Consider the following 24,752-nt stretch of genomic DNA (forward strand, 5'->3'; position numbering starts at 1 on the left):
CCGAAATTAATCTATCGGCAATATTTTTTCGGTCTCCAGATCGTATCCGATGAATGTGTCAAAATACTCTTTCATCTCGGTCCAGTAATACACCGTATAGCCACGTTGGCGGATCTCATCCAACTGAGGCTTGTAGAGCGCATAGATGAAATAAATCTCAATTCCGTTTAACGATCTTGCGCAATCATGGCGAAATTCTTTCTCCATTTTTTTGTCTATCACTACCGAAGGATTTTCCAGCCAAAACATCGGTCCCATTCCAATCATGACAAATGATGATTCCGGAATCGTTGCGTTCGAAAGTGCCATTCGCTTTTCATTGAGTTCACCTCTTCCTAAATATTCTTTCACGATATAACCGCGCTGCAGGTTTAAGTTTAATCGAGGTTGACTGATGCTGTGTTCAATGAGATCGATAGAAATAAATCCGTACGATAGTAATAACACTGTGATTACAACAAACACCCACCGTTCTGAAACAAGCGTAAGAAGGATGAGCAAAAACGGAAGCATCGGAATTAGGTATTCCCGTTCATCCGGAAGAAAAGCAAAGATGGCAATAGTCATGAGACATATTGCGGCAGAGACAGTTCCCGATGTTTTTAGAAATACTGCCGGAATCTTTTTCCACTGTATAATCAGCATAGTAATTATTCCAATCCAACCCGCCATCCCTATAGAAAAGATGATACGGTAAACGAAAACACTGATCCTCTTTACCATGGATTGTTCATGAGAACCTGCAAGAAAATCCTGAATGACAAAAGAATAATTTTCTGAAACAACAGCAGGGAGATAACAGACTGCTGTTGTAAGAACTGCGATCGCAGAAAACTTCAGCCATTGTTTTCGTTGAGTCCGTTCAAAGATAAAAATAAACGGAAGGAGGAAAACAATGTGTGTGATTCTTGTGCCAGCCGCCAATCCTAAAACAACACCAGCCAATAATAGTTTTTTCTTCAGGAGTAAATCAAGCGATAATAGAATTCCCAGTAATCCCCAGACATAATCCATCGTCACCGCGGAATTTTTCCAGAGTATGGGGAGAAATGCGTAGGAAATTACCAAGAGATTAATGTGGGGAATATTCCACATACGAAGAATATTTCTGAATACCACGATTGAAATAATGAAGACAACAAGTGAAGCAGCGTTCGATGCGAGTGAACCACCAAGGGCGATAATTGGAGCCTGAAAAAATTCATACAGCGGAAAACCGGGAATACGGGAGACGGCGTACACACCGTCATTCCAAAGTAATAACGCCGTTTTGGCAATGCGCCAAGCATCACCATCGGTACCGAATCCGCCGAATAACAACGGAAGGCGCGAGAGAATAATAATAACGATGAAGAAAAAGAATGAGCGGTTAGATTTCATCACCTTGATAATACTCAATATTTATTTTTCGTGAAAGGGAAGAAGAATAATTTCTTTGACTTCCTTTTGCAACAATCATTATCTTTATTCAATTAAAAAATAAAGGGTCTGTATGAAAAAAATTATTCTACTGTTACTTATTGCGTTCATTCTCCGCGCAGATGAAGGGATGTACCCTCTCTCGGAGATTCATAAATTGAACTTAAAAGCAAAAGGATTCAAACTTACTTCAAAAGAAATCTATAATCCCAACGGAATAAGTTTGGTTGATGCAAGCGTGAATGTGGGGGGATGCAGCGCATCATTTATCTCTGCCGAAGGACTGATCATCACAAATCATCATTGTGTGTTTAGTGCCGTACAACAGGCAAGCACCGTTCAAAATGATTATGTCACAAATGGTTTTATCGCACGCTCACGGGAACAAGAGATTCCCGCAAAAGGATTAACGGCAAGAATCATTGATTCTTATCGCGATGTTTCAAAAGAAATTCTTTTAGGGATTTCTGACACCACCGATCCTGTTGAACGGACAAAAATTATAGAGAAGAATTCAAAAGCAGTAGTTGCCGAGGCCGAGAAAAAACAAACTGGAGCCACGGCAAGTGTTGCCGAAATGTTTGCTGGAAAAACCTATGTTCTCTTTATCCATAAAATCATCAAAGATATTCGCCTTGTCTACGTTCCCCCGCGATCTGTTGGTGAGTTCGGTGGAGAAGCGGACAATTGGGTATGGCCGAGACATACGGGCGATTTTTCATTTATTCGCGCTTATGTCGGTGCGGATGGAAATCCAACCGAATATTCAGCATCGAATAAACCGTTTACACCGAAGAATCATTTTATTGTGAATCCCAATGGCGTTAATGAAAACGATCTTGTCTTTATTCTCGGTTATCCCGGACGAACATTTCGCCATCAGACATCGTACTATTTGGAATATGAACGGGATATTCGTCTACCGTTTATTCAGCAACGTAATGAATGGATGATTGCACAAATGGAAGCGGTCAGTAAAAATAATCCAGAAACTGCCTTAGCGCTGACAGCAAGAATCAAATCGCTGGCAAACGTTGAGAAAAACTATCGGGGGAAATTAAAAGGATTCAACAATCTTCCGATTGTTCAGAATAAGCAACAAGAAGAAGGGGAACTTACTGCGTTCATCAATGCTGATGAACGACGAAAACAACAGTACGCCGATGTTTTGCCTGGTATTAAATCTGTCTACGAAGAGATTCGCAGCGATGCTTCGCGTGCAAATATTCTTTCGAACATCATTGGAAGTTCAACATTGCTATCAATTGGCAATTCGTTAATGAAACTTGCCGATGAACGGCAAAAGCCGGATGCAGATCGCCAGTCAGCATATATGGAAAAAAATCTTTCCGCATTGAAACAAAACCTTCTTTCATCCCTTCGCAGTTTTAATCTTGAAATTGATACGCTGTTTCTCTCTGAGATTTTAAATGACGCAAAATCATTACCCGTTTCACAGCAGATTGAGGCCGCCGTTTTCTTAAAGGATATCCGACAATTTGTGGATACGACATTTGCAAAAACACAGCTTACCGATGCAGCGTTCATTGAAAAAGCGTTTACCATGCTTCCAGAACAATTAAAACAAATAAACGATCCGTTGATTGAGTTTGCGCGTATTCTTTCTCCAGAGATTGAACGTCAGACTACAGTCAACCGCAAACGGACCGGCGAATTGAATCGTCTTTCGGGTAAACTCGTAGATATTAAACAGGCATGGAAAAAGACAGATTTTATTCCTGATGCTAACTCAACACTGCGAATGACATTCGGAACAATCCGCGGCTATAGTCCATCGGATGCAACATATTTTTCACCGATCAGCACCCTGAAAGGGGTCATCGAAAAAACCTCGGATGATGCGGATTACAATACGCCGCAAAAGATCCGCGAATTGTACTCCAAAAAAGAGTTCGGACGGTATAAACACAAAAAACTTGATGATGTCCCGGTGGCGATTTTGTATGATATGGATACCACCGGCGGAAACTCCGGAAGTCCCGTGCTAAATGCGAAAGGTGAACTCATTGGAGTAAATTTCGACCGAGCATTCGAAGCCACAATCAATGACTATGCATGGAATCAAAGCTACAGTCGTTCTATTGCCGTGGATATCCGTTACGTTCTTTGGAATGTAGAAAAGGTAGCGGAAGCGGATTTTCTGTTAAAAGAAATGGGAATAAAATAATATCCATCATTCAGTCATTGTAAAAAAACCGAGTTCTGCTCGGTTTTTTTATTATTGAATATGGTATTCGGTCTGCATTGTTTTCGTACGAAAAATGTGAAAATCCTAATGAACATTTGCCGTGTTAAAACATTGATATTCAAGGACTTGTTGGGTATATTTATTGACGAAGAGGAAAAAAATATTTTATGGCAATTGGTGGAGATAAAGATTCGCAGAAAAAAATGATCGGGGAACTGCTGAAAGCAGCAGACCGACACATTAAATCTGCGGAATGGTCAAAAGCGCTTGAAGAAGTAGGGAAAGCATTGGCTATTGAACCGAACAATATGTACGCCATGGCTTATAAAGATCGCATCAATGTCTCCATCAACGAAGAAAAGAAAAAAGCTGAAGATGTAAAGGTGAAGAAGCTTTCGGAAGAAATGAAGGGGACGGAGAAACCTGCAGAAACAGCAAAAGCAGAACCGGCAAAACCATCAGAGGCGCCAAAAGCTGAAGAAAAGAAACCGGAACCCCCGAAGGAAGAGAAAAAACCTGAATCACCGAAGCAGGAAGCAAAAACAGCTCCTGCTGTTACCAAAGATGAATCCGCTGCCCGATTAGATTCGCTTCGACAGGAATTTGCCGCTACACAAGCAAAACTTCAACGCGAAGTAGCGCAATTGACCATGCAAGTAAAAGAAGCGCAAGCGTTGAAAGAAGCGACGGAAAAAAATTTGAATGGCCAGATTTCGACATTAACGCAAGAATTGGCAACATCAAAGCAGCAAGCCGGAGCGATTGATAGTAAAGAGCTCGATACATTGAAAAAAGAACTTGAAACCCTCAAAACAAAATATCAAAAGGATGTTGAGAGTGCCAAAGAGATTACCAAAGCAGAAATGCTGACGCAGGTGGCTGTGTTGCAAAAGGAACTTGAAGCCGTCAAAAAATCGTCCGATAATTCCTCTCTACAAAAACAGGGTGAATTGATTCTGAAAAATATGTTTCATAAAGCGTGGCAGGATGGATCAATTTCGGATGAAGAACGCGCGCTGATGTTGGTTTTAAAAAGTGCAATAGAAATGAGCGAAGCAAAATTCGGCGAAATGGAATCCGGTTCGAAAAATGAAGCGTACACAAATGCACTCCGTTCCGTATGGTCGGATGGGGTTGTGACGCGTGAAGAATCGGATTTCCTGACGTCGTTGAGAGAAAAACTCAGTATTCCTGCTGATGAACACTTTAAACTGGAAAGTCAGATCCGTAAAGAATTGAAGAAATAGCGATTGAGTAGAACGCTATATTCAGCCATCAGATAAACGCAATTCTCTGATGGCTTTTTTATTGCATCAGAGTTTCGGTGAAGATATCGCACAACCTGTTTTCAGAATCCAAGTGATACATGTAGGTTGGGAACCGTACTTTTTTAATCGAATAGTATTGTTCCACGCGCTGATAAAAATCAAAATCCTCGCCAAATGGGATAGGATGAAACCCACTTATCTTTAGTAATACCTTCTTGCGAAAAAAAAACGTTCCGCCGATATGACATTGACTGAGATGGATTTTTTTTTTGGGATTCATTAGATCCACCACATAGTGTTTTGCTTTCGGACCAATCAATTTCATTCCTCCATGAATGAAATCAATTGATGGATTTTTTGTAAGGTAGTGAACACGCTTTTTCAAATGGTCAATGGATAGTTCATCATCCGAATCAACAAAACAAATATAAGCACCTTTTACTTTTCGTAATCCAGCATTCCTAGCTTTTGCCAATCCTTTATTTTGTTGAAAATGATAGAGAATTCGTTTATCCTTGGTCTGCAATTGTTGTACTACATGGCGCGTATTATCGTTGCTCCCGTCATCGATGATAATCAATTGCCAGTGAGGGTATGATTGCGAAATAACGGAACGAATGGTTCTGGGAAGAAGTTGTGCTCTATTGTACGTGCAAAGTATGATTGAGACCATATAATTTTATTTTAATATTCAGTGATCAAAGTACAAAGAAATAGTCAATTTACAATAAGATGGATCTGTTCAAAACTATTGTATCATAATAATGTTTTCACACTATGAAATTATTTATAACGATAAGTCTTTTCTTTCTTTTTAATTTCATGACAGCTCAAGTCCATTCACTTTCCGGATTGGTAGTGGACGCTGAATCGATGCAGCCGCTTCCATCGGCAACGCTAAGGATACTCGGTACGTCCAAAGGTACCGTCACAAATACAACAGGTCAATTTCGAATTTCCCTTCTTGCAGAAACGTATAAAATTGCTGTAAGCTATCTTGGTTATCAAAGCGATACACTTCGCGTTGAACTCACGTCCAATCAATTTCGTGCCATTCAACTTCAGCCGAATACTATTCAACTAGCGGGTGTCACCGTTATAGATGAAGATCCTGCCTATGAAATTATTCGGAGGGCGATGGAAAGCAAGAAAAAATGGATGGCACAGTTGCAAACATTTGAAGGAAAAGCGTTTAACCGACTGCAGATTCGAACCGACAGTTCTATTGCAGCAATCACAGAAGCGTATTCAACACTGTATTGGAACAGAGGTGATTCAATTCGTGAAGTGATAACACAGCAAAAGCAGACAGGGAATCTTCCGAGATCGTTTCTTTCATCCCGTGTTGGCGATGTTGTCAACTTTAATGATGATGAGATCAAGCAGAACGGTTATAGGTTCATCGGTCCTACCGCTCCAACGGCATTTGATTATTATGATTACAAACTGCTCGCAACGCGTGTTATGGATAATTTTGATGTCTATATAATTGAGATCATTCCACGATCGAAAATCATACCATTGTTTAAAGGAACTATCTCTATTGCGGAACGATCGTACGCGGTAATGGATGTTGACGTGCGTCCGAACGAAGCATTTACACAGTTGTTTATAGATACAAAAGACTCTCGCTACATACAAAATTTCCGGTTATTCGAAAACAAATATTGGCTGCCAACAAACTTTCGATTTGAAGGGACGTTTAAAATAAAACTGATGGGGTTATCGTTCCCCGCATTTGGCATTGAACGGGATGTTGTCATTTATGATTATGCAATCAACCCGGTCTTTGCGGACACCATAAAAATGATGAAGAAATTGTCGATCGATTCATCGTCGACAGTCTATGATTCTACATTCTGGACATCGAACGATGTTCTTCCGTTAACACAGGAGCAAGACAGCGCATATAAAACTCTGGACAGCACACAATCGCTCGACAAAAAATTTGCACCCAAAGGTGCCACGGCAACATTGTTGGAACTGACGGGAAGTTCAGCAGGATTCGCTGAACTCTGGTTCAACCGTGTGGAAGGACTGCATGTTGGTGTCAGTAAATCATTTCAAAATGTGTTTGAAAAAGTGGATCTGCGCGGAGGAATAGGTTATGGACTATCCGACAAAGAGTGGAAATATGAAGCGGGAACAACACTCCACTTTGGCCCTGAGCAGGGGGGATCGACAAACACTGGGATCGCGAATATACGGTTGTCGCAGACAATGTTCTCGTTCAGTCTAGATGTCTATGACCGGCAGGATTATTTTCCGGTACCGTTGGTTAAAGGATTATTCTTGAATTCATTTGCAGCCCTATTCGGCAAGGATGATGTTCAGGATTATTATCGCGTTGTGGGTTCGACTGCAATGTTGACTTATGCGTATAGCGGCGACACACGGTTCAACGTCAGCGCTGCCACAGAAAAACAATTATCCGTTTATCAAACAACGAATTTTTCCATTCTTAAAAAGGGCATACCATACGCATATCAACCTTCAATTATTGACGGTAGAATGAATTCGCTGAAAGCATCAATCAGCAGCGGTTCTTCCGGCATTTTTGGACTCACGAAAGATGCGTATCGTCTCAGCGGAACGGCTGAACATTCATCATCAGGCATTGGAAGTGATTTTGATTTCACCAAATTATCCGGGAAAGCAAGAATAAAATTTGCCACATTGTTTAAGGAAGCACTTGTCTTTCCGCCGACACTTGGTATACAAGTTGCCGGGACAATGACCACAGGACATCTCCCTCCGCAGCGATATGTTGAATTGTATTCTCGATTTGAAACATTTGCCGGATTTGGAACGCTGAAAGGATTACCGCGGCGGCAGTACTACGGTGATCAGAGTGTATCTTTCACTATTGATCACAACTTTCGACGTCTTTTGTTTGCGCCGTTTGGCATACAGTGGTTAATGGAATCGAACCTTGATCTTATTGTTGAAGCAAATGCAGCTCGAAGCTGGCTTTCCGGAAAGGCACTTCGTACGCCGTTATTTCCGGTCCGTGATTCTGGCGGATGGTATTACGAAGTCAGCCTTGGTATCTCTAATCTCTTCGATCTGCTCCGTTTTGACATTACGAGAAGGTTTTCGTCTCCAAGCGATTGGGCAGCAACATTATCCGTTTCTGATTTCTTTATCGGACTTATTACACCGTAATAATCTTCTTATAATTACAGTTGTCCCAATTGGTTCTTGAATACGTTTTCAATTTTTTTTATATTACAATATGTAACAATATGTTTATGCAACAATGTAATTGCAGAAGGAGATGTTGAAATAGAACAGTTATTTGTACAGTTGGAAGAAGAGTTGGCACAAGCGTTAACAAAGAAAGACCCCGAACCACTCCACAGAATTCTTGACGAACAGTTTATCCTAACCAACGCCATCGGAAAAATCAGCTCAAAGCAACAGGCAATTGAGAAATTTCATAATACGCTTGAAGAAATGTCTTTTTTCTCTGTTACTAACGGCAATCTTCAAGTGCATCTCTATGATGGCGCTGCGGTGATTACCGGAACGCAAGTGCAGCATGCTACAAAACAAGATCAGTTACTGTTCATGAAAATTCGATTTACCTCGATGTATGCTAAACGGGAGGGAAATTGGAAGTTAGTTGCCGGACACAAATCTGAAACGGATGAGAAATACCGTTGAACTGAATCGGACACAGGCGCACACTTGGTGCGCATCTTCAGCTATTGAATCTGTTGTTGTAAACGCTGTGTAACGTTGGCTGCAACATCCAAACAACCGTCAGGGATTGGCACATACATTTCTTTTTCCTGACAACCATACTTCCCACGCACAGAATATTTGATCAGCAGTGAACGAACGCCAGACTCAATATCGTTTGCAATCGAAGTGTGAAGCAAAGTAATTCCGGGGGAACTCCAATCGATAAATATTCCGTTGATATATGCAGATGTTGGTGATATGAACGCTTCAAAAGGGGGATGTTCACTGTGATTCAAAACGCTTTTAGCATATACCATACCAATGGCAAATGAGTAAAAACCAAGAACAGCTCCAATCATAAGGCCATCCGTTACCGTCATTCCGTTATAACCGGTCCAACCCAATAAAGGGCCCGCAGCGAAGAAAGCAATCAATGTTGAATAAGCATTTTGCTTTTGTCGTTTGTATTCAGCGTTGGAGTACGTTTTCCAATGAGATTGATCATAAATCCAATGTGCAAGAATTTCACTCTGCAGCATTGTTTGAATGCCGCGGATATCCTGTTTCCCTTTGATCAGGAAAATTATCCCGGTGAAAAACAACATTGTTTGCGCAAGCCCGATATAGAGTATGGCTAATTGATCCAACCAAATTATTGTAAAGATTGCCGGTATGTACAACACTATCCCGGTAATAAACAGTGTCTTATACAGGAATTGAAATAGATTTGGAACAATGTTCCGAGTCATATAGTGAGGGGAAATTCATGACGCAATGCACGTTGACATTCTTCGCTGCATGAACGCCGTGTGTTTTTTTCACATGGGTCGCAACAAAAATGCTGTTTGTGACAGTCGAGATTGGCGCAATTTACATATCGGTCGCACGGAATCCCGCAGTGGAGACAAGCTGATACAGGAACATATTCGTCAGTATGATTGATCGGAACGGCGATGCGCTGATCGAATACATAACACAATCCATCCCACAGTTTTCCTTTTATCCGATCATCTTTTCCGTAGGTGACGATTCCTCCGTGCAATTGTGCCACATGATCAAATCCTTCGCTCAGCATAAACGCGGTCAATTTTTCGCAGCGGACTCCGCCGGTGCAATAGGTCAGAATAGTTTTGTCTTTATACGAAGAGAGATTTTCCCGGATCCATACCGGAAAATCACGAAATGATTTTACCGGAGGACGGATTGCATTTTTGAAATGCCCCAGATCATATTCGTAATCCGTTCGCCCGTCAAGAATTAGAACATCATCCCGTTGCATCGTTTCATACCATTCTTCCGGAGAGAGATATGTGCCGGTCTGTTTTAAGGGACTCCCATTTTCACCGATGCGGAACGTCACCAGTTCATTTTTGACCCGAATAAATAATTTATCAAATACATGCGTGTTCACTTCATCAATTTTGAATTGCATATCGGCAAAACGTACATCCATGCTGAGCGTGTTGATGTAACATTCTGTTTGCTCAGTTGTACCAGAGATGGTTCCGTTGATTCCTTCGGGAGAAATGAGGATGCGACCGCGAACACCTAGCAGCCAGCAGAGATGATAGTGATGCTGTGCAAACAGGGCATATCCGTGAATTGGGACAAATTTATAATAGAGCAAAACGCGATATGGTTTTTCAGAATTCACTCATGAATGTAAGGAAAATTAGATTGAATGAAAAATTGACAGCGAATTGTTATCGATCTTGCATTATCATTTTTCATTTTTCAATTGCATCTTCACAAAATCAACAACAATCATGGCATCATTAATCGGATCGACGGAAAGAGAATGAAAATGTGCATTTAGTCTGGTCGTAAGTCGTTCAATTGCTAGACCGACATTATTTGGCAGTGAAGCATCTCGTAAAGCAGATTGGAGAAGACGAAGAAAATCTTCTGTTGGTTTATTATAGAATTGTTGTAACGCAATACCGGCAATACGCCGGGCAGTTGTTCGCGTTCGTCCGGGATTCTCATTCGGTTGAATGCGTTGTAATTCTGTTTCAATTTGAAGGAGCCAGTTCATCGTTTTATTTTATCAATGCAAGTTTGATGATGTTCGAATAGCTACCGGCCCGAAACTCACAAAAGTATATTCCTCCTGATACTGTTGAAGCGTTCCATGTTTGTGTAAATCTACCGGAAGACATTTCTTGTGCAATGAGTGTTTCAATTTTTTTTCCCAGCACATCATATATTGTGAGGGTGACAAACGATGGCGATGGAAGAGTGAACGCGATGGTTGTTGAAGGATTGAATGGATTTGGATAATTCTGTTCAAGAAAATATTGACTTGGAAAATCATGTCCGTGGTTGTTGTTCACCGCAGCGAGACCGGACACAGAAATATTCCACAACACAGAATCTCTCAACAAATTATTTGGATCATTTCGTACCAACGGAGTTGTATCCCGAACAATACAATACACTGTGTGCTGCCCAATCCCAAGATCGTTTCCCGATACACTTACAGTTGATCCCTTTTCTCCATTATTTTTTATTCCATCAATAAACCATTCAGTTTTGATGCCGGAGCCGGCCGGTTTAATATTCGATATGCTCAGAAGAACGGATTGCGTATCCGATATTGAAATGGATGGATTCACCGGGGAAAATGATTCTATCGGTCGCAACAGACGGTAAAATGATTTGATGAATGTTTCTGAACAGACTTCACAAAATTTCACTCCCAATGTCTGCATTTTACAGTTCAATTTTGGACGAAACCATCCTGATGATTGATAGTGTGCTCCTTCAAATAAACCGACAACTGACCCGTATTGACTTGTTTTTGGAGTGGGGAGAGGAGTAGTGTTTGAGATCCAAGAGTTCCATTTAATTTTCTCACGAACAGTTTCTTTAGTTGTATTTGGTTCTTCCGTATCAGGATATCCGGGGTACGGTGAAGAATATTCATCACCCAAGCCGGCAAACGAATGGCCTAATTCGTGAACAACTGTTTCAAGAGCACTGCTATTGATAGAAGTTATTGCAAACGTTCCGCCGGAACCGCCGTATTCAAGATCATTGACAATAATAATAACAATATCGTAATCCGGCATGAGTGATTGTAATAATGTTTGCACTTTATTAGCCCCTTCACCATCTATAGAAACCAGACGTGCAATCCCGTACGTATCGAACGTGCTGTTAAAATAGGTATTGCGAAACACATTCCTTGAAGGATGATCAGAGCCTGAATCAGTAGAAGCAACAGATATTGCAAATGCATTGAAGAAGTTTTTATAGGAGGAATTTGGAGGCGTATTCAAAAAAGAATTCAAATCATTTGTTGCATCAACAATGTATTGAGTCAATTGCAGCGCTGTGTAACCCTCCGAGAGAAAAACAATGTTGATTCGTTTTTCGGTTGGTCCATTTTCTAACAATTGTTGAATCGATTCTTGAGAAACTGCAATGTGCAAGCATATAGCAAAAGAAAAAGCAATACAATTGGTACGGATGTTTTTGCAGATCATCGTTCACCTTTTAACCGAAGATCGGCAGTACCAATGTTAATTTTGTTGATGCGGTTAGTTGTTGAGGGAATGAAACGTGTTCGATAAAACTCAACTCGAGACATTTCCCATTTGTATGGAATTCTGATGGTGAATTCTACATCGTTTTGCCTTATATCTTTTGATAATAATCGACCAGGATTTTCTGGATCTTCATATTCAAGGTGCTGAATGGAGGGATCTTTTAGATTATTTTTAAATAACAGGGAACCATTTTGAGACAATACTTCGAAGAAAATCCCTGGTTGATCATTTTCCATATGCTTTTGTTTCAGAATCCCGGGCCGAACTGTTGTTTTCACTAATGTAACGGTTTCATTTTTCATGCGAAGTTGGAGAAAAACAATGCTGTCCTGAGGATATACTATGCCGGAACAGAATAAGAAAAGGCTTAGAATCAATATTCGTTTATTCATGTCGATCATTCTACGAAATTGCGAATCGAAACACAATCAGATTAACTCTTAAACACTGCTTTTCCAATCTCACATTCACTGCATCGTTCCGCAACGCAGTATTGTTTGTGCAATTGAATCAATCCCTGCTGTTGATGGGCAAACTTAAGGACTATTTTTTTCTTTACTAATTGACTATTCATTATCCGCAGAATGGAATTGTCTTCCAGTAAAGGAATTTCCAGTGCTAAGGCCAAGCAATGGTCAAAGAGAGATTCGTTTCCAAATATTTTCGAATATAAACAAACAAATGGAATGATAGTATTTACAATGATATCATGTCTTCTTGAGTCTCCGAGAACGGCATGTTTTTTATGAACAGGCTCGCCAAATGAGTAATGATAATTCCAAAACGGATTATTTCCTGTTTCAAAAAGACTTACAAGTTGTTCTATTTTAGATTGGGGTGATGAGAATTTTCCTTCCGTCAACGTAATGATCGATCGGAATAACGATTGATGAAGTAATTTTTGCACAAACCCGCTTGCTGCAGCAATTCTGATCGTTGGAAAATTAGAAGGACGAGTGGGCGAAAAATTCCAAACGGTTTGGTCAATCGGTACGAACGATAATTTTTTCGGCAATTCATTCCATGCCGCATGCAGCGTGTGAATGTGTACTTTGGAATCCTGATCGGTCATCTCATTCAGTTCAGGAAGCAGTCCAGAAGCTTTGAACAAAATTGCTTCAATATGAAGTGAGGATAATTCAATGGTTGCATCAATATTTTTTAATACAATCAACGAAATGGTCTCCGCAAGTCTTTTCATCGGTTTGCGGTTGTTCGAATATCCGAGACCGTCCAGTACTTCTTCATAGAGCAATTGCTCCCATGCGAGTCTCTGTTTAAAAAGTTGACGATCGACTGTCGAATCCGGAAGCGGTATCTCGTCAATGATGTCATGATAGGAAGAGTGTGGTTCACCGATGATCCTATTCTGGGAGATAATAATATCACAGAGTCGATCATGCAGACGGTGAACTTTTTTCTGTAGGCGTTCGCGATATAAAGTGCGGATCCAATCATTCAACAATGCCGGTGCGATAGAATCGTTTACAGACGCACATCTAATTTTATTTTTCTTGGAGGCATATTCCTCTCGTAATAGGTGATTCTCAATTGTCCCAATAGAAGAGGTTAAAAAAGATTCTAAAATAACAGAGGGAATATTACGCCCGCTAAGTGAAGGGGTTTCTCGTGCATTTCCGGATAAGACGACATGAAGTATAACGGAATTATAGTGCGGGTTATGCTGATGATTATGGAGATTCCAATCGCTGAATGTTCGATGAAATTCGATATCACCGGCGAATGTTGTGTTGCCGATTTCGATTCTAGCGTTGCGAAAGTCAGGACCGCTCTTTCTTGAAAGAATACCGGGGTCAAAAACACAAACGGCTTGCCCATCCGTCGTGACCAGCCGTGAGGAGTCAAATAATTGTTTTGCCCAGATATGTCGAAGTAGATCTTCGTGCATTGGCTACGGTGTTGAAAGGGTAGCGTTAACGCCCCCTACCGAAAATATCTTTGTCTGAAAAAATTTATTTCGTTGTTCAGTTTCAACGCTTCGCTTCGTGCCGCTTCGGAAAAATCTTTTCCATCGGATGCATACAAAATGCTTCGGCTGGCGTTGATCAGCACTCCGAAGCCGTCCTTCGTGCATCCGTACTGTATGACATCTTTAACACTTCCCCCCTGAGCACCAATACCCGGTACAAGAAAAGGAATCAACGGTGCAAGTTTCCTTACGGTGCGTATATCCTGAGCTTTTGTTGCTCCGACAACGAATCCCAGATTTTTTTTTGTAGTCCATTTCTGGGATATAGTAACAACTTCTTCAAATACCCTTTTTTTCCCCGTGTGCAAATATTGAAAATCGAATGCCCCCTGATTGGAAGTGAGTGCGAGAAGAAAGACTCCTTTTTTTTCATCCTCCAGGAATGGTTGAACGGAATCTTTTCCCATATATGGTGCTACGGTAACGGAGTCGAAATCCATGTTGTTCAGAATAGCATGTGCGTACTGCGACGATGTGTTTCCGATATCACCCCGTTTTGCATCGGCTATGGTAAGGATGGAGGAAGGGATCAACGCACGCGTCTTTTCAATAATTGACCATCCTTCTTTTCCTAACGATTCGTAGAAAGCAAAGTTGATTTTATAAGAACAGGCAATATCTTTTGTTGCTGCGATAATTTGTTTGTTGAATTCCAGGATGCCATTCTTTTTTGATTGAAGATGGGTCGGAATTTTCTTGATATCTGTGTCGAGTCCGACACACAAAAGAGAATTAGTTTTTTGTTGAATGGAAAGGAGTCGCTGGGAAAAATTCATAATGTGCTTTCAATATTATTTCGGATTGATTTGTAGGAGCCACCTGATTGTAAAAAATCTACTCTTCTTTTTTTGGAGCTCCGTAGGAGCGATCTGTTTATTTGAAATTCGTACAAATAATGTTAACCGTTTGTCACCCCGAATGATTTTTTTGATTCTATATGCCAATATAATAACAAATGGCTCTTGAAGAGCCATTTGATAAAAAGAAATTATTGTTTTAACAGGTAAAGACTGGGTTAGATTTTTTTGTTCTCCATTTCTAATGTAAATAATCCTTTAACCAGTCAAAAATGGTATTGTGCCACATTTCAGAATTCTGTGGTTTTAATACCCAGTGTCCTTCATCCGGGAAATAGAGTAGTTTGGAGGGAACCCCTTTGCGTTGTAGAGTGGTGAATAAAGCAAGTCCTTCTCCCACCGGTACTCGAAAATCCAGTTCGTTATGAATAATAAGCGTCGGTGTTTTGAAACTCTGTGCATACTTGTGCGGTGAGAATTTGTCATAATCTGGCGTTTCCCAGGGAATACCATGCTCCCACTCGTCGAACCACGTCTCTTCCGTAACGCCATACATGGAATAAAAATTAAACACGCCATCGTGACAAACCAATGTTTTAAATTTATCGCTGTGTCCGTTGATCCAATTCATCATATAACCACCGTAGCTTGCGCCGGCGGCTGCCATTTTTGTGACATCAATATATGGCTGTGTTTCCATATAAGCGACACCGTTCATTACATCGGTATAGACTTTTCCACCCCAATCGTGTGAAATCTCATCAGTGAACTGCTGGCCAAATCCGGTAGAGCCGCGCGGATTGGGAAGAGCGATAACATATCCCTGCGCTGCCCATAATTGCTGGTTCCATCGATACGACCAGCTGTTGCCAAATGCTCCCTGCGGCCCGCCGTGTACCCAATACACGAGAGGATATTTTTTCTTTGAATCGAAAAACGGAGGTTTGACGATCCACATCTGCACCTTTGTTCCATTCGCGCCATCGAACCAGACATATTCTGGATCGGAGAACTCGATATGAGAAAACAAGGCATCATTCACATGCGTCAATTGTTTTGCATTGCTACCGTTGCTGTTTGCTGTCCAAATTTCGACAGGCCGGGACATTGTTTGATGGGCAAATACAATTGACTTACCATCCGCAGAAATGTTCACATCGGAATTGTTTGCGTTATCGAATACTTTTTTTACCACTCCGTCAATAGTGATTGACCAGAGAGGAGTATTTGCTTTCTCTTCAGCAGAAGTGTAGATCGACTTGCTATCACTGGCCCAGCAGAAGGCATCGATATTTGTATCAAAATTAGGAGAGAGATTTTTTGTTATCCCGGTTGCTCTATCATATAGCATTAATTGCCATCGATCAGCTTCAAATCCTGCTCGTGACTGTGCCCGGTATGCAATATACTTTCCATTTGGCGAATATTGCGGGTACACGTCAGCAGCGGTATTGGCCGTGATCTGTTTTCGTTCGCCGGTTTGAAGATTCACTGTAAGAATGTCGTGATTGGTGCTCCATGATTCTTCTCGGACGGGAACAGGAGTAGCTGTGATTGCAATTTCTTTTCCATCAGGCGAAAATGAAAAATCATCTCCTGTGGAAAACGTTGAAGAGGTCGGCGTAGCATCGCGCTCACCCGGAGTTGCGTTGTGGGGATTTGTTCCATCGGCATTCACAACAAAGATATGCTGGCGTTTATCGTCCACCCAGCTGTCCCAATGCCGATATAATAGTTTTGTCATCACACGGGCTTTCATCTTGCTGTTGTCTCGGCCATCCTGCTTTTGTTTGTTTAATGCATCTGCTTCAGTATATAGTTTGTCAGAAAATTCCGGAAAAACCGCTGAGACAAAACCGAGTTTCTTACCGTCAGCAGACCAAATAGCACTGCTTGCTTCAGTCGAGATGGTAGTGATCTGTTTTGTTTCACCACTAGCAATATTGATAGTGTAAATCTGCATTGAGCCGTCGCGATTGGATTCGAATGCGATTGATTTTCCGTCCGGAGACCAGCGGGGATGTCGGTCTGCTTTTGGAGAATTCGTCAATTGTTTTGCATCGCCTCCAACAACAGAAATAAGCCAAATATCAGAGTTTGTTCTGTTCGCCGCTTTGTCAACCACACTAACAACATAGGCTACAGTTTTTCCATCCGGTGAGAGTTGTGGATCGCTAACGCGTTTTATCGTAAACATATCCTCCAATTGCAGAGGGCGTCTTGTCTGCGATTGCAAGAAGAGAATTGAACATGTTGCCAAGAGCAACACAATAAAAAATTGTTTCATGTGAACCTCGCGAATGATAAGATTGAAAATTGATAGGGGAAAGTAACTCAAAAAGAGGAGAGAGGCAAAACATAAATGGACGGATTGCTATTCCGTCCATTTATGGAATCGACAATGTTGTCATTATTATTGTAAACTATTTTTTAAAATTTTTCCACATCATCGATTCTACCGGTTTGATTGTTCGTTTATTATACTTTGCATTTTTCTTCTTGTTATAGAGCACTTCAACATCACCATCAACAACAAAATAGATTAATTGACCTATCGGCATCCCGGCATAGACCTTTACTGGTTGACGAACAGAGATCTCAAGGGTCCATGTATTGCAAAATCCAATATCTCCTTTTCCAGCGGTGGCATGAATATCAATGCCTAATCTTCCGATAGAACTTTTTCCTTCCAAAAAAGGGACATGTGCGTGGGATTCTGTGTATTCTTCGGTGACACCAAGGTACAATTTGCTTGGAACGAGGATGATTCCATCTTTTGGTATCTCAAAATGTCGCACCTTATTGTGAATTTTTGCGTCAAGGATTTCATGTTCATACATCGCAAGATGTTTTCCCAGATGCACATCGTAACTATTGGAACCGAGATACTTACGATTGTAAGGAGTGATGACGATAGTCCTTTTTTTCATCTCTTCGAGGATCTTTTTGTCTGAAAGGATCATAAGAACACTGATAATTGAATATTGATAATGAAAATGTATTATGGAAATATACAAAAAAAGAGATATGAATAAATATGGTCATGAAGATTTTAGAAGTGCTGTAAATCAAGATAAATCAATCTGTTATGTGACCACCGTACCTTGACAACTCATGAAATTTGGGATAAGTTATTACAGTGACATTTGAGCAGTTCCAAACACCGGAGCTCTCTCTAACACCCCTCCCGGAAAAATCTCCCAGAGCGTTGTTAGCTCTCATGATTGTGTTTGTCGTTAGAACACAACTGACGGGTTACAATCGCGCAACCGTTCATGACGACATACCAAAACTATTTAAATTCATCGTGTTAATCCATCGGGAGATTATATGAATAAAAACATTTTATACTTCTTGTTCCTAGTAATTCCATCCATCGTTTTTGCTCAATTTGCTGTCGTATCGACTCAGCCGGCAAACAATACAAAGAATGTTCCGTTGCAAACAACAATCAGCATCACGTTTAACGAAGCTATCGATACGATGGCAATGCAGCATTACCAGAACCTGTCGAACTTCGCCAGTTTCGACAGCGTAATTTCGCACGGATACAGTTCCGATTTAAAAACATCATATGCCAATGTTGTGCTCAAACCGAATCAATCATACTTCGTCGCATTTCTTATCATTAAAGCAGCATCCGGTGCATATATTACAACACCGTATGTCTTTCATTTTACAACGGGCGCCGATTTTCCTCCATACTCCGTGAGCGGAACGGTTCTCTCCGGTACGACTGGAGTATCAGCAGAAGGATCGATTGTTGCGCTTTCGAGCTTCAATATTATGAATGGTGAAGGGAAAGAAGAAACGTCGCCATTTGTCGGTTGGACGAATGTGAACAGCAATGGGACATATTCAGTACAGTATCTTCCCAATGGAACATATTGGCCGCTCGCCGTAAAAGATGTCAATCACGACGGAGAGATCGATCCAGACAATGGCATTGATGTAATGGCAATTGCAGATTCAATCATTATCAACAATGCATCCATTTCCAATTTCAATCTTACATTTATTAATTTTTCTCCCATGGTGTTTTCAGAATCGATCACGATAGGAGACAGTCTTGCAAAGAAGTTTCCTGCAGACAGAGTATTGCGGAGGATCTCCGGTTGGGATATGGATACGCTCGGAAGGGCACGAAAGTGGGAGTATGCGTATACGTACACTGCTCCTGTTGGTGGTTTTTTGATCGGCTCCGGAGTTACCATCCGTGCAAGTGAATCCGATACATACATTCTTGATCAGGGGTACGTTGATTGGATCAAACAACTAAAACCGGTCACTAATTATAAAACTGCCGCCTCCAGTGCAACCGTCATGGCGAATGTCGAAGCTGCCGGAGGAAAAAAGTTCCGGCTTCAGTCGCATCCCGATTCATTGGAATTCAACATTGAATTTTCCATGGCAGACCAAAAATACGGCTGGTTTGGACCACAGGGTTTCGATACAAGCAAAATCTATTGGGCTGTAGCGTATACCTTGAACTATCAGCGGACTCCGAATCAAACCGATTGGGTGGACGGCAGATTCTATCTCTGCGATCAAACAACCGGTGCCGTTCTTCTAACAAGGACGATGGGAGTGAAACAGAACGGAATACTGCCCGAACAATTTTTGCTAAATCAGAACTATCCGAACCCGTTCAATCCCACAACGAATATCTCTTTCACCATTGAGTCATCGAATGTTACATCATTGAAAATTTATGATATTCTTGGAAACGAAGTGGCGGTACTGGTTAATGGTAAGATAGACGCCGGTGATTATGATATTCCTTTTAACGCTTCACGGCTATCGAGCGGGATCTATTTTTATCAGCTGCGATCGGGTAATTTTGTTGAAACAAAAAAAATGATTTTACTGAAATAATTTTCCGGAGTGTTGCATTGCTACAACAGCCGCTTACAAAGCGGCTGTCGTGTTTTTGAGCAGAAAAAATCTGACTGTTTCGTAAAGTGTCGCAATCCATTGAATGATAAAAACAATGAGGGTGATTATTGAGTTCTGGTTCAAATTCAATGTAGTCAAATAATAAGAGAAAGTTAAAAAGGTTACGACCAAACACACACGCATCACTATGAGAGTATTCTTCTGGGATAGTCGTTCAGGTTCAAAGAATGTGAGAAATGTGATTGCCATAGCCGTAACAATGATCGGAAGCGCATATTTCTGAGCTAATATGAATGCTGGTAGATATTTTTCATTGAACAATTCGAATGATGTTGTCAGCATCACCAACACAGTCACAGAACTGATCAGGGTGTAGATAATTGTAATGATTCTAAATTTTATACTCATTTTATTCACTTTCTTTTACTAAATTTCAACAATCATTGTTCTAAAAGCAATCGCTAACAAGGAAGCGCTTTCATGAAAAAAATAATTACTCTTCTTTTTGCTGTTCAATTTCTCTTTCCGCAATACTCTATCAAATCGCCATATCTGCAGTCATCAGAAAAGATGTTTGGTTTCGTTGATAGCTGCGCCAAATTTTGGATGAATGCATACGATCCTGTAAACGGCGGATATTTTGTTAACATCAACCGCCAAGGAGGCGCATTCGGCACCGCTTTGAAGAATACCATGAACCAATCCCGCGATGCGTACGGTTTTATCAGGGCATTTCAGCTGACCGGTGATACAACATATCTTCGTTATGCGCGATATGGATTAAATTTTATGTACAAATATTCATGGGACAAAACATACGGCGGATGGTACAATGATATTAATAACATAGGGACTCCAACAAATTCCAATACTTCAAAAACCGCTTTCTATCAACATTATGCACTGCTTGGTATTGCCGCTGTATACGAAGCGACACGCGATACCACCGATTGGAGTTGGTTGATGAAAGGGGTCGATTACAATGAAGCAAAATTATGGGATGCAGATATTTCAAATTTCGGGTACTATGACTATGTAGCGGCCAATGGAACAACACCCACCGACAAAAGTTTTAATGCTACGGTAGATGCGGTAACAACACATGTGCTTCATCTGTATTTATTGACCGGCGAACAAAAATATAAAACGCGATTACTTGAACTTGCCGATAACATGATTAATCGATTAGCATCGACCGCCGCTTCGCAGCAGATCGGTTTTGCGGAGCGTTATACTTCAACCTGGCAGATCAAAAGTGGAACAAGCGACGAACAACGATCAATTATGGGACACGTGTTGAAAACCGGTTGGTGCCTTGCACGTATTTATGAATTGGAAAAAAATCCTCAATATCTTGCAACAGCAGAAAATCTTATCAAGATTGTTTTAGACAAAGGATACGATCATCAAAACGGCGGTCCGTACAAAGACTATAACCGTATCACCGGTGCAATGATGATGTACGGAATTTCAGATACGGCAAAGGCATGGTGGCAGATGGAGCAGGCGATTACTGCCGGGTTAATGATGTATCAACTTACGGGAAAAGATCAATATTTAAAAATGGCTGATGAAACGCTCGATTTCTTTATGAAATATTTCGTCGACCATGTGTACGGTGATGTATTTGAGAATACAAACAAGTACGGCGGATTAATACAACAATGGGGAACCACAAAAGGGAGTGGCGGTAAAGCAGCATACCATTCCATTGAAACCGGTTACTACACCTATCTCTACGGAAAACTTCTGGTGACAAAAGAACCTGCGACGCTCTATTATAGTTTCAATGCTCAGCAACAATTGCGGCAGTTACGGATGAGACCGATCGGTGTTCCGGAAGGATATCTTAAAATAACATCTGTAAAGCGAAACGGCAGTTCATATACAAATTATGATTCAACAAATCTTACCTTAACGCTCCCGGCAAATACGGACGGAATATTTTCTGTAACATACGCTCCGACAAACACATCATTGGGCATTGCACAGAATAAAAACACTCCGAATAATTTTGTTCTCAATCAGAATTATCCTAATCCGTTCAATCCAACAACAACCATCGGATTTACGCTTCAGGTGTCAGGATTCACATCATTAAAAATCTATGACGCGATTGGTAGAGAAGTGGCAGTGCTCGCCGATGAATATCTTGAAGCCGGTGTTCAACATCAACGAACATTTCATGCCAGACAATTAGCAAGCGGAATGTATTTCGCTAAATTGCAAAGCGGTGAACATGTTCAATTGAAAAAAATGTTATTGGTTAAATAATCTTCACCTGTAGCGATGGCATCTTCTTCCGAGATGTCATCGCTCATGTATCCTTTCATCCTTTCTGTGCAACACATCACACAATTCCCCAACTAAACAGATGTGCAGTTGTAATCCCCTGCCATAGATTCTATTTTCATACCATACAAACCCTCTCCCCAACTTTTGTAAGGTGATTCATGAAAAAATGTTTCTTTTTGTTCTGCATTATTGTTTTGCTGAATGCTCAAACCCCGATTCAGACGGCAAATCCGATCATTTTTGTTGCACAAACACCGACGGCAGGTTTTGAATCTGTTACACAGACGTTCAATAATCATCGTCCCACAATGAACAGTGCGCCGCGCGGAGGTGATTTGATGATTCGGTACGGCGATGGTACATTGCGGAATCTTACACGAGAAGCGGGCTTTGGTGATACCGCTGTTGTTCAAGGAGTAAAATCCATTGCGGTACGTCAGCCTTCCATTCATTGGAGCGGAACAAAAGCGCTCTTCAGCATGGTGATCGGTGCTCCGACCAAAATCTGGGAAGCGACAACATACTACTGGCAGATCTATGAAGTGACAGGATTTGGCAAAGGGGAGAAAGTTCAGATCACAAAAATTCCAAATCAACCTGAGTTCTATAATAATGTTTCGCCAATTTATGGAAGTGACGATAAAATCATTTTTACCTCCGATATGCCGCACAACAAGAAAAAATATCTCTATCCACAATTAGACGAATACGAAAATGCAACTGTGGTAACCGGATTGTGGAGTTTGGACCGCGTTACAGGAACAGTTACGTTGATTGAACATTCTCCCAGCGGATCTTTCTATCCGATCGTCGATTCGTATGGAAGGATTATTTTTACACGCTGGGATCATTTACAGCGCGATCAGCAGGCAGATCTTGACCGCGCGGGACAGCCGTACGGTACTTTCAATTACTCCAGTGAGGATTCTGCCGGGATTCCATTGAATTCACGCGAAGATATTTTCCCGGAACCGAGAAGTAAATTGAATCCCGATTACGATTCGACAATGTCGCTGCATACATTTAATCAATTTTTCCCGTGGGAAATTAATCAGGATGGTACGGAAGAAGAAACAATCAACCATGTCGGACGTCATGAATTTGGCGGATCCTATTCCAACCAATCTTTTCTTTTGGATGACAATCTCAGTTATATCATTCCGAAAGAAACTATCATCAAGAACAGAAAATATCTTCAGTCCGATGCAGGGACATTTCACATCACGGAAGATCCGAACAATCCAGGAACATATTATGCAACAAATGCCAGGGAGTTTTCGCGCGAAACAGCGGGACAATTAATAAAATTTACCGGAGCGAAGGGTATGAATCCGGAAGAAATGGAAATATTTGAACTGACACACTCGGCGACTGCCTTTTCTGCCGAAGATGGAACAACGCCAAATCCGAATCAGAGTGGACATTATAAGAACCCTCTTCCGCTGAGCAACGGAATGTTGATTGTGAGTCACTCAGAGAATAAATTTCTCAACAAAAATTATGGAACAGATCAATTTCCAAAAATACGATATCAATTTCGATTAAAGACTGTGAAGGATACAACGATCGATGGAAAACTATATATCGTGAGTGATAAATATTTAACGGCTGGTATGATTCGTTCGTTGAAATATTACAATGGTCAAAATTACATTGTTGAACGAACCGATACATTATGGGAGATTGACCCGGTGGAAGTCCGTTCGCGTCTCATTCCTCCTTTAAAAACAGAAACACCCATCTCAACACCGGAACAGCAAATATTTGCTGAAGAAAATATCGATGTGCAGCAATTCCGGACATGGATGAAAGAAAAAAATCTTGCTCTGATCGTCAGCAGAAATGTCACAACGCGAGAGCGCACGGATAATGCTCAACCGTTTAATTTGCAGGTGCCCGGTGGAGTAAAAACTACTTCACTTGCCGGAAAAGTGTACGACATTTCCTATCTGCAAATTTTTCAAGCTGATTTACGACGATCTCAAGGGGGAGCAGGCGGATATACAACTCCGAAACCGGGACGAAGAGTTCTTGCAACACCGATGCATGATGCTATTGCTAACAATCCTCAGATTGATTCAGGATTTGCCGGAAGCGTGAAATTGGGTTTGGATGGATCGTTGGCTTCCTTTGTTCCGACACATCGCGCTCTTACCTGGCAGTTGTCCGATCCTAAAGGGAAGGGAGTAGTGCGCGAACGCTACTGGATCACCTTTCAACCAGGGGAGATCCGTACATGCGCATCGTGTCATGGATTGAATGCAAAAGATCAAGCCGGTCTTCCAAAACCGCAGAACAAACCGGAAGCATTGAGAGCATTATTAAAACACTGGAAGAGCACCGCGTTAAGCGTTCCTGCGGGACAATCAACACCAATGGAATTCATGCTGGAACAAAATTTTCCCAATCCTTTCAATCCATCGACAACCATTATGTATCAATTGCCGGTGTCGAGTTTCGTTTCGTTGAAAGTATATGATGCAATTGGGCGAGAAGTGCAAACGCTTGTAAGTGAAGAAAAACATGCCGGAAAATATATTGTTGAGTTTAACGCTCAGAAACTTTCTTCCGGATTATATTTTTATACGCTGCGCGCCGGTACATTTACTGAAACAAAAAAATTACTTTTATTACGATAAA

At 41.1% G+C, this 24,752-nt stretch carries 19 protein-coding genes; 7 read left to right on the plus strand and 12 right to left on the minus strand.

Annotated elements, in window-relative coordinates; genetic code table 11:
* Nucleotides 1-6: 6 nt before the first annotated feature.
* Entirely contained in the window at nt 7-1,380 is a 1,374-nt protein-coding gene (locus tag WDA22_13590; protein ID MFA5834505.1) for a hypothetical protein, read from the minus strand.
* 112 nt (nt 1,381-1,492) lie between these two features.
* Between WDA22_13590 and WDA22_13595 the strand changes: the two genes are divergently transcribed.
* Nucleotides 1,493-3,607, plus strand: a complete 2,115-nt coding sequence (locus WDA22_13595; GenBank protein MFA5834506.1) for a S46 family peptidase — start codon at nt 1,493-1,495, stop codon at nt 3,605-3,607.
* Nucleotides 3,608-3,795: 188 nt separating this feature from the next.
* Nucleotides 3,796-4,875 carry a hypothetical protein gene (locus WDA22_13600; protein ID MFA5834507.1) on the plus strand — a complete coding sequence of 360 codons (1,080 nt, stop codon included), beginning with the start codon at nt 3,796-3,798 and terminating at the stop codon, nt 4,873-4,875.
* A 58-nt stretch (nt 4,876-4,933) separates the two neighbouring features.
* On the opposite strand, the gene WDA22_13605 is transcribed toward WDA22_13600, so the two are convergent.
* The gene (locus tag WDA22_13605; GenBank protein MFA5834508.1) at nt 4,934-5,569 is read right to left on the minus strand and encodes a glycosyltransferase family A protein; all 636 of its coding nucleotides are present in this window, start codon (nt 5,567-5,569) and stop codon (nt 4,934-4,936) included.
* Nucleotides 5,570-5,673: 104 nt separating this feature from the next.
* Here WDA22_13605 and WDA22_13610 point away from each other — a divergent pair, with 104 nt between their 5' ends.
* On the plus strand, nt 5,674-8,061 hold the full coding sequence (locus WDA22_13610) for a DUF5686 family protein (GenBank protein MFA5834509.1): 2,388 nt from the start codon (nt 5,674-5,676) through the stop codon (nt 8,059-8,061).
* Between the two features lie 141 nt (nt 8,062-8,202).
* Nucleotides 8,203-8,562, plus strand: coding sequence for a nuclear transport factor 2 family protein (locus tag WDA22_13615; GenBank protein MFA5834510.1), 360 nt, complete (start codon nt 8,203-8,205; stop codon nt 8,560-8,562).
* A 41-nt stretch (nt 8,563-8,603) separates the two neighbouring features.
* Here WDA22_13615 and WDA22_13620 read toward each other — a convergent pair whose 3' ends face one another.
* From WDA22_13620 to dcd, 9 genes are all read right to left on the minus strand, one after another.
* Nucleotides 8,604-9,332: a hypothetical protein gene (locus tag WDA22_13620; GenBank protein ID MFA5834511.1), complete on the minus strand. Its 729-nt coding sequence runs from the start codon at nt 9,330-9,332 to the stop codon at nt 8,604-8,606.
* Entirely contained in the window at nt 9,329-10,237 is a 909-nt protein-coding gene (locus WDA22_13625; protein ID MFA5834512.1) for a rhodanese-related sulfurtransferase, read from the minus strand. The genes WDA22_13620 and WDA22_13625 overlap by 4 nt, the downstream gene beginning before the upstream one ends.
* Before the next feature lie 66 nt (nt 10,238-10,303).
* Entirely contained in the window at nt 10,304-10,618 is a 315-nt protein-coding gene (locus tag WDA22_13630; GenBank protein ID MFA5834513.1) for a hypothetical protein, read from the minus strand.
* 4 nt (nt 10,619-10,622) lie between these two features.
* A complete protein-coding gene (locus WDA22_13635; GenBank protein ID MFA5834514.1) occupies nt 10,623-12,071 on the minus strand; it encodes a M64 family metallopeptidase in 1,449 nt (482 codons plus the stop codon).
* Nucleotides 12,068-12,370 (minus strand): hypothetical protein, encoded by a 303-nt coding sequence (locus tag WDA22_13640; protein ID MFA5834515.1) that lies wholly within the window; start codon nt 12,368-12,370, stop codon nt 12,068-12,070. The genes WDA22_13635 and WDA22_13640 overlap by 4 nt, the downstream gene beginning before the upstream one ends.
* 197 nt (nt 12,371-12,567) lie before the next feature.
* Complete coding sequence (locus WDA22_13645; GenBank protein ID MFA5834516.1) at nt 12,568-14,043, minus strand: DUF2851 family protein; 1,476 nt, start codon at nt 14,041-14,043, stop codon at nt 12,568-12,570.
* Nucleotides 14,044-14,078: 35 nt separating this feature from the next.
* Nucleotides 14,079-14,900: an orotidine-5'-phosphate decarboxylase gene (gene pyrF / locus WDA22_13650; GenBank protein MFA5834517.1), complete on the minus strand. Its 822-nt coding sequence runs from the start codon at nt 14,898-14,900 to the stop codon at nt 14,079-14,081.
* A 262-nt stretch (nt 14,901-15,162) separates the two neighbouring features.
* Nucleotides 15,163-17,208 (minus strand): S9 family peptidase, encoded by a 2,046-nt coding sequence (locus tag WDA22_13655; GenBank protein ID MFA5834518.1) that lies wholly within the window; start codon nt 17,206-17,208, stop codon nt 15,163-15,165.
* A 136-nt stretch (nt 17,209-17,344) separates the two neighbouring features.
* Nucleotides 17,345-17,884 carry a dCTP deaminase gene (gene dcd / locus WDA22_13660; protein MFA5834519.1) on the minus strand — a complete coding sequence of 180 codons (540 nt, stop codon included), beginning with the start codon at nt 17,882-17,884 and terminating at the stop codon, nt 17,345-17,347.
* Nucleotides 17,885-18,251: 367 nt separating this feature from the next.
* Here dcd and WDA22_13665 point away from each other — a divergent pair, with 367 nt between their 5' ends.
* A complete protein-coding gene (locus tag WDA22_13665; GenBank protein ID MFA5834520.1) occupies nt 18,252-19,796 on the plus strand; it encodes a T9SS type A sorting domain-containing protein in 1,545 nt (514 codons plus the stop codon).
* A gap of 33 nt (nt 19,797-19,829) precedes the next feature.
* On the opposite strand, the gene WDA22_13670 is transcribed toward WDA22_13665, so the two are convergent.
* A complete protein-coding gene (locus WDA22_13670) occupies nt 19,830-20,225 on the minus strand; it encodes a hypothetical protein (protein ID MFA5834521.1) in 396 nt (131 codons plus the stop codon).
* A gap of 72 nt (nt 20,226-20,297) precedes the next feature.
* On the opposite strand from WDA22_13670, the gene WDA22_13675 reads away from it, so the two are divergent.
* Nucleotides 20,298-22,091, plus strand: coding sequence for an AGE family epimerase/isomerase (locus WDA22_13675; protein MFA5834522.1), 1,794 nt, complete (start codon nt 20,298-20,300; stop codon nt 22,089-22,091).
* A gap of 179 nt (nt 22,092-22,270) precedes the next feature.
* Nucleotides 22,271-24,751 (plus strand): T9SS type A sorting domain-containing protein, encoded by a 2,481-nt coding sequence (locus tag WDA22_13680; GenBank protein ID MFA5834523.1) that lies wholly within the window; start codon nt 22,271-22,273, stop codon nt 24,749-24,751.
* Nucleotide 24,752 lies beyond the last annotated feature (1 nt).

It is taken from the genome of Bacteroidota bacterium, from assembly GCA_041658205.1.
Classification (GTDB): domain Bacteria; phylum Bacteroidota; class Ignavibacteria; order UBA10030; family UBA8401; genus UBA8401.